Below are 15,206 nucleotides of genomic sequence, written 5' to 3' on the forward strand. Positions count from 1 at the left end.
CATAAGGCTTGGGCGTTTTCATTTTGCCTACGGTAAAATGAAAAACATTTAATTGCGGATAAGCTCCAACACCCAGCAGTTAAGCCAAATATTTCTCCAAAGCTGCTTCCACAATATCCTTCATCGATGAACCTTGTTCTTCGACTGCTTTCTTGAGAAGCTCAAAGGACTTAGCAGAAAGAGTGACGCGATGGCGAACATCTCGGCGCTTACCTTTAGCTTTTTCTTCGGGCAGTTCCGACACATAGGTTTCTGCAAACTGGCGAAGATCCTCGATGCCTTTGCGATCGCAAAAATCACCAAAGCTTTCGCCTTCTGCGCGATCCTTCTTGAAATAGAAAAATAGAGGTTCTAAACCTTTTTCCAAATTATTAATATGGAGGCGCTGCACAAAGGGCTGAGCTAAACGAGTGGAATTAAAACTACCACCTAACCAAACCTGATATTCATCAACAGCACTACCAACAAAGGCAAGTTCCGCCATATAGGGTCGGGCGCAACCATTGGGACAACCTGTGATGCGAGTAACAAAGGTTTCATCTTCCAAACCTAAACGCACCAACAATTTACGAATCCTTGCCAAAATATCAGGCAAAGCGCGTTCTGACTCCGCGATCGCTAACCCACAAGTTGGGAAAGCAGGGCAAGCCATCGAGTAACGCACCAAGGTATCGATCTGGTCAGGGGCTAAAATACCGCAGCGATCAAGAATTTTCTGGATTTCTTCTTTTTCATCGGCAGCAATTTCGGTAATCAGTAAATTCTGATTGGGGGTCAAGACAAAATCATGGTGAAATTTCTCGCTAATTTCGCGCAAGGCTGTTTTTAGTTGCAAACCTTCGCGATCGAGTACCCGACCACTCTCAATGGAGACACCAACAAAATACTTGCCATCTCCCTGCTCATGCCAGCCCAGATAATCTTGATATGTGAAAGGAGGCAGTTCACGGGCAGGAGCTAAAGCTGTGGGGTAATATTCCAACAAAACATGTTTAAACTTCTCCACGCCCCATTCTTCCAAAATATATTTGAAGCGGGAGTGACGACGGTTGTGGCGATCGCCATAGTCACGTTGCAAAGCAACAATCGCTTTCACCAGATCGTAAACCTTTGCCACAGGGACAAAACCAATGCTGTCAGCAATCCGCACAATCGTCGCATCATTATTATGGGCGCGACCTAAACCACCACCAACATAGACATTAAAGCCTTCTAACTCATTAGCCGCATTGGTAATTACCACCAACGACAAATCATTGGTATAGAGATCAACGGAGTTATCACCAGCGACAGCGATCGCAATTTTAAATTTGCGGGGTAAATACTGTGTGCCATAGATTGGCTCAATATCGCTGATATTAGTTTTTGCGGTTCCTGCACCTTGACGCTTTCTTGCTTCAGTTACCTCTGGCGCTTCCGATGCTGTTACCGCCACTTCACCATCAAGCCAAATATCGTAATAGGCTCCTGCCTGTGGTGCTAACAAATCGGCGAGCTTAACTGCATATTCCCGCGCATAATCATATTCAGGCTTATTTTTAAATGGGGCAGGTGGAGCCATTACGTTACGGTTAATGTCACCGCAAGCTCCTACGGTTGATCCCATATTCTTAGTGATATCAACGATCACCGCTTTGAGATCTTCCTTGAGAATTCCGTGAAGCTGGAAGCCCTGTCTAGTCGTGGCGCGTAAAGTGTGATTGCCATAGCGATCGCTTAATTTATCCAAAGCGACGTACAACTGCCAAGGAATAAATCCTCCAGGACTACGAGTCCGCAACATCATGCTGTATTGGGCTTCTTCCCCTTTTGCCTTTGCTTTCTCTAAATCCCGATCTTTTTGTTGATAAGAACCATGAAACTTTAAGATTTGAATCCCATCCTGACTGAAAAACGGGTTGCCATCATTTAATTCTGTATTGATTGGTCCCCGCAAAAAATCACTTTTTTGTTTAAGGACTTCAACCTTAGATACTTTTCCAGCATTGATCAGATTGTTTGTCATGGTTCAACTATCGAAACTGATAAATTTTTAATTTCTTTGCCCCACAATTATACCCCGATAATCCTATCGGAATTCGGATGAACTTTACAAAAAGCAATCCAAATATTTAAAAGCTAAAGGCGATCGCATTCGCGATCGCCTTTAGCTTTCTGCAATTTAATAAAGAACCAAGTTTTGATGGTGCGGCGAATCCGCAGTATCAAAACTTCGATATCTTAGAAAAAATTATTCGCTTTCTTTTACAAAACCAGAATAAGCTTCCATGCCATGTTCAGATATATCAAGTCCCTTGAATTCTTCTTCTGTTTCTACTCGAATACCGCCTGTAATCAAGGAAATTACATACCAAGCAATGAAACTAAATGCAACGGTAAAACCACCAACAGAGACAACTCCTAGTAGCTGATATAGAAGTTGATCAAAGCCACCACCGAAGAATAAGCCAGCTTTAGGCCCTGCTCCAGCTTGGAGAATGTAACCGCCACCAATGTCTGTTTTTTGACCAACTGCAAATAGACCAACCGAGATAGTCCCCCAGATACCGCAAACTAAGTGAACTGAAGTCGCACCTACAGGATCATCAATCTTGAGTTTATCGAAGAATCCAACTGCAAACACCACAATAGTTCCACCAATCGCGCCAATAATGATCGCACTAGGTAAAGTAATCCAAGCACAAGGAGCAGTTACAGAGACTAATCCAGCCAAAATACCGTTAACGATCATAGATAGGTCAGGCTTACCAAGATATAACCAAGCCACAATTGTTGCTGCGATCCCACCTGCGGAAGCACCCATATTGGTGGTCAAGGCAATATGGGCAATTAAGCGACCATCAGCCGTCATAGTTGAACCGGGGTTAAACCCAAACCACCCTAACCAAAGAATTAAACATCCTAGAGTTGCCAGACTCATACTATGTCCAGGGATAGCACGGTTTTTGCCATCTTCACCATATCTGCCAAAACGTGAGCCAAGTAATGCAGCACCAACAAGTGCTGCCCAGCCGCCCGAAGAATGAACTACTGTCGAACCAGCAAAATCATAAAAACCAACTTTGGATAGCCATCCTCCGCCCCAAATCCAATGTCCTGTGATGGGATAGGACACAGCAACTAAAATAAAGCTAAAGAGCATGAAGGCAAGGAACTTAATCCGCTCAGCTACTGCACCTGAGACAATGGTTGCGGCGGTTGCAGCAAACACCAACTGGAATAAAAACTTCGCTTCTAGTGGTACACCTGTCCAGTTAAGTCCGGGGAAATCACCTTTATAAGCATCAAGGGTTGCAGGACTATTGTCAGCACCACTTAAGAAAAATCCTTTCAGACCAATAAAGAGATTGCCACCACTGTCACCATACATAAAGCCAAAACCAACTGCCCAGTAAGCAATGGTAGCGATCGCAAATACAATTAAATTTTTGGTGAGAATGTTGACCGTATTTTTGCGACGACAAAATCCAGACTCAACCAAAGCAAACCCAGCATTCATAAAAAAGACGAGGAAAGCTGCAACTACTACCCAAAGAGTATCCAATCCAACTTTGAGAGCATCGACACTTTCCTTAACTTTCTCAGCAGTTAAAGGTTCAGGAGTAGGTGTAGCGGCAGTTTGAGCCGTAGCTGCATACACCCAAAAAACACCGATAATTGCTGCAAGGGGAATACAAGCAGTCCAATTGACTGAACTTTTAAGTCCCCTTCTTTGATTTGTTTTATAAACCAACACTCTAAAACTCTCCTCAGCGAAGTAATATACCGATGCAAATAAAAAGAATACAAAGCCTAATTACTTTCATAACACCAGATTCAAGTATGTACACTTTGTATAAACATATACATTTTGGACTCTAACAATTATTTCCAAGCCCAAAATAGCAACGAAAAAAGGCTATGAAAAGCATAGAAGAACTTGGATGTTATCCGATTGATGTTCTATGCTTTTGACATTAACGGGAAGCTCGTAGAACTTACTGTTAATATGTATGAGATTATTTTCAGGAAAAATCTTAGTCTTCAGAGGACTTTGAGCTAGCAAATACGCCAGAACCAAAGTCACTACCATAACCTTCTTCACCATGCACAGGTAAATCGATACCCTGCTCTTCGATCGAAGGTGCTACTCTTAATTCCATAAATAGTTTTAAGACTTGAAGAATAATAAATGTGGCGATCGCTGCAAATATATAGGTAACAGCAACACCTTCAAATTGCTTCCAAATTAAACCAGGATTGCCATCTAAAAGTCCAAGACCAGCTTCTCCGCCAAAAGCAGCTTTTGTTGCAAATACACCCGTTAACATAGCGCCAACAGTTCCACCAACACCATGCACAGAGAAAGTATCAAGCGAATCATCAAACTTGAATTTGGCACGTAAACTCACAGCAATAAAACAGCACACAGATGTAATCGAGCCAATTAGAATTGCACCAATGGGAGTTACAAAGCCTGCCGCAGGCGTAATTCCAACTAATCCAGCTAAAAATCCGCTAGCAATACCGACTGCCGTTGGCTTACCACGTAATATCCATTCAACTAATAGCCATGTGAGTCCACCAGATGAAGTGGAGACAGTAGTTGACACAAATGCAACAGCTGCGAGTGGTCCAGCCGCCAGAGCGCTACCAGCATTAAAACCAAACCATCCGAACCAAAGTAAGCCAATTCCTAAAAGTACATATGGCACATTGTGGGGAGTATGTGGTCTAGTTGCAAAGTCTTTACGAGAGCCAACTACTAAAACAGCTACTACAGCAGCAACACCAGAACTGATATGAACAACTGTTCCGCCAGCAAAGTCTAAAGCTCCAAGTTCTTGCAGAAAGCCACGTCCCCAGACCATATGGGCAAGAGGTGAGTAAACCAAAGTTGACCAGAGCAGAATAAACCAAAAATAAGCCTTGAAGCTCATCCGTTCAACGATCGCACCCGAAATTAATGCAGGTGTAATGATCGCAAACATCATTTGGTAAACCATGAACACAGCATGGGGGATCGTACCTGCATAACCAATAGGATCGGGAGCATCAAACTTAACCCCATTGAGAAATACCCAATCAATTCCACCAATAAACTTTTCTAGCCCTTGTCCAAAAGTACCCTTAGCCACTTCAGCAGTTACATCAAAGGCGAGGCTATATCCCCATAACACCCAAGTAACACCGACAACTGCCATGAGCAATAAACTCATCATCATCGTGTTCAGCACATTTCGGGTTCTGACTAAACCTCCATAGAAAAATGCTAACCCTGGAGTCATCAACAAAACCAGCGCAGCAGCTACCAGCATAAATGCAGTATCGCCAGCAACGATTGGTGAAGGTTTAAGCAACTTATCAAGTCCTTCTTTCTCCTCTTTAGTTAGAGTTACACCACTAGATGCTGGTACTGATGTAGGCGCAGGAGACACACTAGGTGAAGGAGAAGCTGAAGCGCTAGGCGAAGGGCTTGCCGAAGGAGAAGCCGTTTCTGTAGGGCTAGCTGTGGCAGAGGGGGAAATCGTTGCTTGCGCCCAAGTTTGACCTGTAAAAGGAAAACTCACTAACCACAAAACTAGCAACGCACTCAGTAGAAATTTTTTGATCACAGACTCTATCCTTTCGCAAAATTTTCTTGTTATCACAATAAGGCGACATGAGTTGGTTAAGCACCGTTTCTGAGAGCATTCCATGACTGAAAGCTAAAAACTTAATGGTACTCAATACTCATTTTTTATAGTTACCATAGAGAATTTATTCAAGAATGATTTCATCAACTTATAAGGCATCAATTTGTATTAGAAGTTACATTCACAACTTAGAAGCGACAAAAACTGGTAATTACTGCTCAAATACCCCAGAGGATAAAATCTCTAAAGACCAAAATGCAGTAATTCTTAATTCCTTTTGTGAATTTCATCACACGCTGAAAAACTCCTGTGCTAGAGTTGGTGTAATTTTAAAATCTCGCATTCCTCACTCACATAACTTTTCAGGAAGTTGACATGGCAAAAGGCGGACTTGTACTTGGTACAACAGCAGCATTAGCGGCGGCTGTCGCAGTTGTTGGTTTTCAGCTAGCAAATCCTAGCATCGCCGCATTTCGGGATAGCCCCAAAGAAATCGTTGACGAAGCTTGGCAGCTTATTAATCGGGAATATGTCGATGGCTCTTTTAATAAAGTAGACTGGCGGCAAGTTAGACGGCAGTATGTCGAAAATCGTGACTACTCATCCAAGGCTGAAGCCTATCGCTCAGTTAGGGAAATGCTCAAACTACTTGATGATCCATACACACGCTTTATGGATCCTGAACAATTTAAGAGTATGCAAATCGACACTTCGGGGGAACTTACAGGGGTCGGTATTCAACTTGGTATGGATGATGCAACTAAGCAACTAACAGTTGTTGCACCCATCGAAGATTCGCCCGCAGCTCGGGCTGGGGTTTTGACTAAGGACATCATTACTTCGATCGCCAATAAATCCACAGATGGCATGGATATTAATCAAGCCGTGGCACTAATTCGTGGACCTGCTGGCACAAAGGTTAAGTTGGGGATCAAACGTGGCGATCGCCAATTTGACATTGAGCTAGAAAGAGCTAAGATTGAAATTCACCCAGTCAAGGCGGAATTGCGCGATACCAATATTGGTAAAGTGGGCTATATCAGCCTGCGTCAGTTTAATGCAAATGCAGCAAGTGATATGCGTAAGGCAATCCAAGATCATATCAGTAAAGGTGCAGTGGGCTTTGTCCTAGATTTACGCTCTAATCCCGGAGGTTTGCTCTATTCCAGCGCAGAAATTGCCAGAATGTGGCTTGATAATGCCACCATTGTTTCGACCATTGATCGCAAGGGCGAAAATGAGCGTCTTACTGCTAATCGCCAATCTCTGACCAATAAGCCATTAGTTGTTTTGGTTGATGGCGGTTCCGCCAGTGCCAGCGAAATCTTGTCTGGGGCTTTGCAAGATAACAAACGGGCAGTCATTGTCGGTACGAAAACCTTTGGTAAAGGTTTAGTACAGTCGGTACATTCCTTGAGCGATGGCTCAGGCATGGCGGTAACGATCGCGAAATACTACACTCCTAGTGGTCGCGATATTAACCACATGGGCATTGTGCCTGATCGTATAGTTGAGTTGACTAAGGAAGATCTCGAAAAACTCAATAAAAATCGTGATCTTGTCGGAACGACTGCTGATCCACAATTTGCCAAGGCGATCGACATCCTCTCTAGCGAACTGAAAAATGTAAGCTCTCGTTAAGCTAGTTAACGTCAGTTCGGGTTAAGCTGGCAAATTTTTTTAAAATCCCAAAAGTAAAAGCCTTGCTTAGCAAGGCTTTTACTTTTGGGATTTGAGTTCGGGTTAAGCTGGCAAACTCTCTCTCAAATCCCGTTTCAAATTATCTCGAACTCGCGTTAGTTAGTAGTTTATTTGAGTGAAGCGCCCCCTAGATGGCGCTTCACTCATTTAGGATTCAACACGGGTTAGAACTGCTTCCATAGTGCTTTCGAGATTTTGTCCTGCAATAATGCCGCTAGCTAGAGAATAAATATTACTATCGCGACGATAAAGCGTTTGAAAGCCTGTACGCATTCTTTTGTCGCCCATGACCCAATAGCGCTGAATAATTGAATCTGGTCCAATTATACCTTCGCCTTCTACTTTGCCCAGAGAGCTATCATCAACTACATAGGTAAAACGGCGCTCATCGGAGTCAATGCGACCTTTATAAGCCATGGTCAACTCTTCGCGATCACTATTAGGAAAGGTCAGCTTCGTGACCATCGTAAACCAGAAATTATCCCTCGACCAACCTACTAAAGTTCTACCTTTGACCTCAATAGGCAGTGAGTCTCTCTCTATCCAGTTGCCTTCGAGAGTCCATTTCCCAGGTTGAACTAAAAAGGTATGCGCCACAGTGTTTATCAGCTTAATTTATTACCTATTATATCTCTCGGTAGCAACTGTCAGTACAAAAGCGAGAAAGTATGAGCAGTAAGAAAAATTCACTTTAACTGACGAGTCCTGAGCGTAAGGCAATAACGGCAGCCTGTACGCGATCATCTACAGAAAGCTTGTTCATAATGCCACGTACATGGGTCTTAATCGTATTAGGACTGAGGTAAAGCTGTTTGGCAATCTCAGGGTTACTTTTTCCTTCAACGATTAGTTTCAGTACTTCTAGTTCTCTTTGGGATAAATGGGAAGTGTTCTCAGCTTGGATGGGTGGCTTGAGATGATCCATGACTTTGCGAGCAATTTGAGGATCGAGGTAAGTTGCACCATCCTTTGCCGCCGCAAAAGCCGCTAAAAGGCTTTCTGTATTTGTACCTTTGACGCAATAGGCATCAGCACCACTTGAGAGGGCAGCAATGATTTCTGTGTCATCAGTATGTGAGCTGAGCATCACAACATGTACATTCGGTAGACTAGTCTTAATTTTTTGAGTTGCAGAAATTCCATCTAGTCTTGGTAATCCAATATCCATCACAATAATGTCAGGTATTAATTCCTGCGCCATTCTCACACCGATATAACCATCCTCTGCGATGCCGATCACTGTGATATTTGGTGCTTGAGAGAGGGATTGTTCTAATCCAAGTTGGATCAATGGATCATCTTCAACAATTAGAACTCTCAGAGGTTTCGAAGCTTCTGTCACAGTCATAATTCTAAATTTCTCTCAATTTAGTTTGTTTGTCTTAGATTATATATAGCTGTCGTCACTTTGGTTAAGTAAATTGAGAGGTGGTAAGCATTGCTACTTTTCAATTTGCTATAGTCCGTAAAACAAACGAATTGCTATACTAGCGATCGCTAGCCACTGAAGTATAGCGGTTTTCATTTTGACTACGGTAAAATGAAACTCCAAAGCCTTACTGTGATTTATTTTTGGTTTTTAAATGAGTATACACTCATTTAAAAACTCCTATAATCTAGAGGAAAGAGAATGAGTGCTATCGACTTGGAAAAAACTGATCAATTAGTTGCAGAAGGATATATCACCAAGCGTCCTCATCCTAGTGGTGAACTCTTTATCTATAACTACACGGCTAAAGCTCAGTATGATCGCCTATGGACACCTGAAACGATGCAATGTCGAGGTTTGATTTTAGACCGTGAGGGTGCGATCGCGGCTCGACCTTTACCAAAGTTTTTTAACCTTCAAGAATATAAGGAATCGCTACCAGCAGAGCCTTTTGATGTTTATGAAAAGCTAGATGGCTCCCTAGGGATTCTCTATTGGTATCAAGACCAGCCCTACATTGCTTCTAGGGGTAGTTTTAATTCTGACCAAGCAGATAAAGCAAATAAGATATTTCAGGAGCGTTATTCCGATGCAATTCCATTATTAGACAAATCGCTAACTTATTTGTTTGAAATTATCTATCCTGCTAATCGGATTGTGGTCGATTATGGTGCATATGAGGCGTTAGTACTATTAGCTGTCATTGAAACGGCATCGGGTCGGGAACATCCCATCGAAGCATTTACTCATTTGGGTTTTCCCATTGCTAAAAAATATGATGGCTTAAAAGATTTAGAGGCGATCGCTAATCTTAATGAACAGAATCAAGAGGGATTCGTGATTCGCTTTGGAAGTGGATTACGACTGAAGTTTAAGTTTGCTGATTATGTGAAGTTACACCGTGTCTTGACTCAAGTAACTAGCAAAGTGATTTGGGAAATGCTGCGCGATCAGACTCCCTTTGAAGATATTTTAGAGCGAGTTCCCGATGAGTTTTATAACTGGGTTAAGGAAACGAAAGCTTCTCTCCTTGCTCAATATCAGCAAATTGAGGAGAATGCCAAGGATGACTTTGAGAGGATTGTCGCAATTGTAGATCGGAGCGATCGCAAAGAAATGGCAAAACATATCCTAACTTGCCAAAATCACACAATTTTATTTTCTCTACTAGATGGTAAAGACTATAGTGACTATATTTGGCGCACGATCAAACCTGCCCATGAAAAGCCTTTCATGGATGATGAGAATTAAAGATAGGTGGCGCTTCGTGCCATCTATCTTTAATTTGTTCAATTTAGAGATTACAAAACAATGCTAACAGTCTATTTCACAATTGGTCTACCCGCTTCAGGCAAATCCACATGGGCAAAAAACAAAGTCGATAAGGCTCCTAATAGCATTAAACGAGTGAATAAAGACGAACTTCGCGCCATGCTGGATAATTCTTATTTTTCTAAAGGGAATGAAAAATTTGTCCTAGATATTCAAGACTCGATTATTAAAGCTGCTTTAGAAAATGGGAAGCATGTGATCGTTGATAATACCCATCTTGCACCTAAGCATGAAGCCAGAATTCGAGAGCTAATTAAGGGTTTAGCGGTACTAGAAATAGTAGACTTTCGCCATGTGCCACTAGAGATTTGCATCGAGAGGGACTTGAAGCGAATGAACTCCGTGGGCGAGAAAGTAATCCGTGACATGTATAACCAATTCATTGCTCCACCAAGAGCGCCGAAACCACCTTATAACCCTAATCTTGCTGATGCAATTATCTGTGATTTAGATGGAACACTGGCTTTGATTGGCGATCGCAGTCCCTACGATGCCGCTAATTGTGAGAGAGATATCGTCAATGAGCCAGTACGTTCTATTTTACAAACTTCAGGTAAGGCAATCCTATTTGTATCGGGACGAGAGGATAAATTTGAACCACAAACCTTAGCATGGTTAGAGAAGCATAATATCTCTTTTGATGGGATCTATATGCGAAAGTCTGGGGATTTGAGAAAAGACAGCATTGTGAAGAAGGAAATTTATGAAGAATTTATTCTTGATAAGTACAATGTGGCTTTTGTCCTAGATGATCGCGATCAAGTCGTTAAACTCTGGCGTGATTTGGGTTTAACTTGTCTCCAAGTTGACTATGGCGATTTTTAGGGTGCTGAACCTATAATTTAGATATTTGCGGCGTTAATCGACATAACTATCTAAATTGTGGGTAGCAAGATATTCTTACAGAGTATTGCGAGAAACATGTTTTTGGGAATTACGTGAGTATAATTCAAGGGCAAGCCAATCAAAACTCTCTACAGAGTCAATTAAAATGAGTGCAGAGCAAAATTCAGGTCTTGGTGGATTCGTTAGTGGTTTACAGCAAAAGGCTAGTGAACTTTCTGAAGGGCTGAAGGATCAAGTTGAGAAAGTTGTTGGTGAAGAAAATGTCAAAAAAGTCACTGATGTCTTAAATACTGATGTTGGTGCGATCGCTAAAGATTCTACTGGTAAAGCCATTGATGCTTTAGAAACTGCTACTGGTCGTGATATTGACGGCGATGGCGATATTGGTGGCAAACCCCAATCTTAATGTCTAGACAGGAGCGACACTTTGTGTCGCTCCTGTTTAATCTAGATAACGACGAATTGACTGAAGATCTAGATGTTCTTCTAGTAGATCTGCCATGCTGTTATAGAGATTTTGTTGATGACATTGCCAAGAGATAGCGGCAGGTTGATGTTGAGATATATTGGCTAATTGAGTCAAAGCCTGACGCGCATGGGCTGACTCAAAGAGACCATGTAAATAACTGCCCCAAACGCGATCGCCTTTGATCCCTTCATCGTAATATTCGCGATCGCCATCTGTTTGTAGCACTTGCAGTAAAGGCTGTACCTGATGAGATTCTATTCCATCAATTAATTTCGTTACGCCCATATGGATTTCGTAAGCCATCCATTGGTCAATAGATTGTGCTGATTTCCAGATCGCTTGTACTTGACGCACCTGTTTTGATGCGAGAAATTCTGTGCTAATTGGTAATAGCCCTAGCCCTGCTACTTCCCCTGATGTCCCAGCAACACCTTCGCGATCGCCTAGATATTTGCCTAACATCTGATAGCCTCCACAAATGCCGACTATCGGTATACCCTGTTGGTGCGCATTGAGAATTGCGCGATCTAAGCCCGTAGTTCGCAACCATTGCAAATCGCTTAGAGTGTTTTTGCTACCGGGGAGAATAATAATCCGCGCATTCTCTAGTTCTGCAACCGTTTTTACCCAAACAGTTTCAATTCCTGAATCCAATTGCCAAGGTTGACTGTCTTGTGAATTTGATAAATGAGGAAACCGAATCCATGCAATTTTCGCTCCTTTCCCTTTAGATTCCGCTTCACTGCATAAACTATCTTCGCTCTCAGGCTGAAGGTCTGTGGCATAGGGAAGTACACCCAAATAGGGAAAGTGTGGCATATGCTCACGAAAGTGTTTCTCGGCATCGCTAAAAAGGCGCAAATCTCCCCGAAATTTATTGACAATAAACCCTAATCCTAATTCCTTCGCAGATTGGGGAATCAAATGATGTGTACCAATAATCTGTGCGAATACACCTCCTTTTTCAATATCGCCAACTAATAACCATCTTCCCTGTAAATATACAATCGGTCGTAAGTTTACGAGATCGCGCTGCATGAGATTTAGCTCTACGGGACTACCTGCACCTTCTAGCAACAAAACATCACAGCGATCGCGCCAAAATTCGAGAGTGTCACGCACAGTTTCCCAAAGAGTTTCGATATGTCGATAATAATCAACGGCGGCGATATGTTGACGGGCTTCTCCTAATAAAACTAATTGCGAAGTTCCATTTCCTGATGGTTTTAAGAGAATCGGATTCATTTCGGCGATGGGACCCATCCCACAGGCGATCGCTTGAACTGCCTGTGCTCGACCGATTTCTCCTCCTTCCAATGTTACATAGGAATTATTCGACATATTTTGGGCTTTAAAGGGAGCAACTTTTACACCATTGCGTCGCAGCCATGCCCCTAATGCTGTCACCATCCAGCTTTTACCAGCATTCGATGAAGTTCCTAAAACAGAGATGGCTTTCATAAGATTATTACGATAAGTTAGGATAGGCAGCGCTTTGCATCGTCTACCCTAACTTATCATTGACTTTTAGTGCTAGAACTATCTCCTAATTTTCTGATTTTAATTTTTGCGGCAATTCTCGATCGCTTAATTGGTGATCCTGTTAATTGGTTACATCCTGTACAGGTCATGGGTTGGATGATCACTCAATTCACTAATTTGGTAATCATTCAAGATGCTGCTACTAATAAACGGATTCCTCGATTATCGTCATTGATGATGAGAATTGCAGGATTTGTCTTAGGTGTCAGTATGGTTTTAGGAAGTGGGGCAGTAACTTGGCTGATGCTCATCATTGTTTCCAAATTTCACCCATTATTTGCGATCGCCCTATCCAGTATTTTATTAGCCTCATGTTTTGCGGGGCGCAGTCTCCGAGATGCCGCAGAATCCGTTTTAAAAGTATTGCAAACAGGAAATCTTGAGCAAGCTCGCCAAGAACTCAGTCGTTATGTGGGGCGCGATACGGCAGACTTGTCAGAGATAGAGATTTTACGAGCAGTACTGGAAACTGTCACTGAAAATGCGATCGATGCTGTGACATCACCCTTGTTTTATGCCTTGATTGGTTCCTTCTTGTTTCCCTATGGTGGTGTTGCCCTTGCGATCGCTTACAAAGCATCTAGCACCCTTGACTCGATGGTGGGCTATCGCGAAGTTCCCTATAGTGATTTAGGGTGGTTTAGCGCCAAAACCGATGATGTATTGACTTGGATACCCTGTCGGTTAACAGTAATTACCTTAGCCCTAGTTTCAGGAAAATCTCTTGCTGTCTGGAAAATTTGCCAACGCGATGCCTATCAAGACCCTAGCCCCAATTCTGGCTGGAGTGAATGTGTGTATGCAGCAATCTTGCAAGTGCAATTAGGAGGCGAAAATCGTTATCGAGGCATCATCAAGTACAAGCCTTTATTAGGGGATGCGATCAATGCGATCGCTCCAGACAAAATTCAGCAGGCGCTTAACTTAACACGAATTTGTTTTTTGTTGTGGCTGAGTTTGGCGATCTTAATTGCAACTCTATTTACAGCCTATTTAGGGTTTGTGTAATACAGATAAATTTTGAAAAAGATTGCGAAGCAATCTTTTTCAAAATTTATCTGTGTTTCGAGAAAGCGCAAAGCGTTGTAATGATTTACTTACTAATTTGGCGACATTCTTCAGCAGATATGGATTTAGTTTTGCCATCAGGTAAAACCTTAACACAGGTAATATCTGCTTTTGGGGCAATAAAAGTATAGGCAATACCACCACCAGTAATTAATATCAAAGCTGTAGAAACTAAGACTTGCCATGATAGCCAAGCAGGACGTAGCTTCTTCTTAATATTGGCTAACTTCTTTTGAATGTTAATAATATTGGGATGGTCATTGGCAAGCGATCGCTTGTGAATTTTCAAGGCTTTCTCATAGAGGTTTTTGACTTCCTGATAGCGCTTTTGAGCGTAGTAAATAGCGGCAAGATCAAGCATATGGGCAGCTATTTCTGGATGATGATCGCCCAATAATTTCTGCTTAATTTCTAGAGCTTGTAAAAATATTGACTCAGCTTTTGTATGTAGATTTTGAGCATTATAAATTGCTGCCAAATCGAACATCACACTGGCAACATCCAGATGTTCTTCTCCAAGAACTTTTCGGCGCAAAGAGATTGCTTGTAAAAATAAAGGCTCAGCTTTCGTAAAGTTATTTTGTGAATAATAAAATATAGCTAGATCAATTAAGCAATTTGCCACGTTGGGATGATCTTTGCCATAAAATTGCTCTGTTAAAACTAAAATTTGTTGGAGTGTTCCTTCCGCCGCATTCGTATAATTTCTAGCTTTAATATAAGTCTTAGCTAGTTTTTTTAAACAATCTAAAAAAATGTCGATTTTGCCATTTACATAGGGTGGTTCTGGCTCAATTCGATAGTATGCCGAAGTATCACTACTAAATACAATTTCATCGCCGTGCATTAATACCCAATTATCACGACGTTCACCATTGATATGTAACCCATTGGTACTTTTTCCTGTTTCGAGATCGCCATCACTAAGTCGAAACATTTGAAATAAAGGAGGATCGGTTAATATACCCGTCAAAGTTGCATGTTCACGGGATACTAACTGAGATCGCAGCACAATATCGTTTTTAGGTGATCTACCAATCTTATAAAATCGATCATCTAACAAGATTCCTTGCATACCTTCAGGATCTTTAACCACCAGAGAATGCTCAAATTGACTACCTTCAACTACAGTCGAATCTTGTAAATACATCTCTTCTTGATCAATCATAGGAGCAGTCGATACATTCTAGAGTTTATAACACGC

At 41.9% G+C, this 15,206-nt stretch carries 12 protein-coding genes; 5 read left to right on the forward strand and 7 right to left on the reverse strand.

Annotation, left to right across the window (positions count from 1 at the left end):
* Positions 1–79: 79 nt before the first annotated feature.
* The 3 genes from sir to NMG48_RS14840 form a co-directional block, all read right to left on the reverse strand.
* Positions 80–2,005, reverse strand: a complete 1,926-nt coding sequence (gene sir / locus NMG48_RS14830; protein ID WP_271252275.1) for a sulfite reductase, ferredoxin dependent — start codon at positions 2,003–2,005, stop codon at positions 80–82.
* 225 nt (positions 2,006–2,230) lie between these two features.
* On the reverse strand, positions 2,231–3,736 hold the full coding sequence (locus NMG48_RS14835; RefSeq protein ID WP_271252276.1) for an ammonium transporter: 1,506 nt from the start codon (positions 3,734–3,736) through the stop codon (positions 2,231–2,233).
* A gap of 280 nt (positions 3,737–4,016) precedes the next feature.
* On the reverse strand, positions 4,017–5,339 hold the full coding sequence (locus NMG48_RS14840) for an ammonium transporter (protein ID WP_345961274.1): 1,323 nt from the start codon (positions 5,337–5,339) through the stop codon (positions 4,017–4,019).
* Between the two features lie 651 nt (positions 5,340–5,990).
* Here NMG48_RS14840 and ctpC point away from each other — a divergent pair.
* Positions 5,991–7,256 carry a carboxyl-terminal processing protease CtpC gene (ctpC, locus tag NMG48_RS14845; protein ID WP_271252278.1) on the forward strand — a complete coding sequence of 422 codons (1,266 nt, stop codon included), beginning with the start codon at positions 5,991–5,993 and terminating at the stop codon, positions 7,254–7,256.
* Positions 7,257–7,463: 207 nt separating this feature from the next.
* Here the strand turns inward: ctpC and NMG48_RS14850 are convergent, their stop codons facing one another.
* The gene (locus NMG48_RS14850) at positions 7,464–7,913 is read right to left on the reverse strand and encodes a hypothetical protein (protein WP_271252279.1); all 450 of its coding nucleotides are present in this window, start codon (positions 7,911–7,913) and stop codon (positions 7,464–7,466) included.
* Positions 7,914–8,007: 94 nt separating this feature from the next.
* The gene (locus NMG48_RS14855) at positions 8,008–8,664 is read right to left on the reverse strand and encodes a response regulator transcription factor (protein ID WP_271252280.1); all 657 of its coding nucleotides are present in this window, start codon (positions 8,662–8,664) and stop codon (positions 8,008–8,010) included.
* A 282-nt stretch (positions 8,665–8,946) separates the two neighbouring features.
* Between NMG48_RS14855 and NMG48_RS14860 the strand changes: the two genes are divergently transcribed.
* The 3 genes from NMG48_RS14860 to NMG48_RS14870 all read left to right on the forward strand — a co-directional run bounded on the left by NMG48_RS14860 (position 8,947) and on the right by NMG48_RS14870 (position 11,329).
* Positions 8,947–9,996 (forward strand): T4 RnlA family RNA ligase, encoded by a 1,050-nt coding sequence (locus NMG48_RS14860; protein WP_271252281.1) that lies wholly within the window; start codon positions 8,947–8,949, stop codon positions 9,994–9,996.
* A gap of 60 nt (positions 9,997–10,056) precedes the next feature.
* A complete protein-coding gene (locus NMG48_RS14865; RefSeq protein ID WP_271252282.1) occupies positions 10,057–10,902 on the forward strand; it encodes a phosphatase domain-containing protein in 846 nt (281 codons plus the stop codon).
* Positions 10,903–11,068: 166 nt separating this feature from the next.
* Positions 11,069–11,329, forward strand: a complete 261-nt coding sequence (locus NMG48_RS14870; RefSeq protein WP_169362224.1) for a hypothetical protein — start codon at positions 11,069–11,071, stop codon at positions 11,327–11,329.
* A gap of 36 nt (positions 11,330–11,365) precedes the next feature.
* Here NMG48_RS14870 and NMG48_RS14875 read toward each other — a convergent pair whose 3' ends face one another.
* Positions 11,366–12,853, reverse strand: a complete 1,488-nt coding sequence (locus tag NMG48_RS14875; RefSeq protein WP_271252283.1) for a cobyric acid synthase — start codon at positions 12,851–12,853, stop codon at positions 11,366–11,368.
* A gap of 69 nt (positions 12,854–12,922) precedes the next feature.
* Between NMG48_RS14875 and cbiB the strand changes: the two genes are divergently transcribed.
* Entirely contained in the window at positions 12,923–13,942 is a 1,020-nt protein-coding gene (cbiB, locus tag NMG48_RS14880) for an adenosylcobinamide-phosphate synthase CbiB (RefSeq protein WP_271252284.1), read from the forward strand.
* 85 nt (positions 13,943–14,027) lie between these two features.
* Here the strand turns inward: cbiB and NMG48_RS14885 are convergent, their stop codons facing one another.
* The gene (locus tag NMG48_RS14885; RefSeq protein WP_271252285.1) at positions 14,028–15,170 is read right to left on the reverse strand and encodes a tetratricopeptide repeat protein; all 1,143 of its coding nucleotides are present in this window, start codon (positions 15,168–15,170) and stop codon (positions 14,028–14,030) included.
* Positions 15,171–15,206 lie beyond the last annotated feature (36 nt).

Origin of the sequence: Pseudanabaena sp. Chao 1811 (assembly GCF_027942295.1) — a bacterium.
Lineage (GTDB): Bacteria > Cyanobacteriota > Cyanobacteriia > Pseudanabaenales > Pseudanabaenaceae > Pseudanabaena.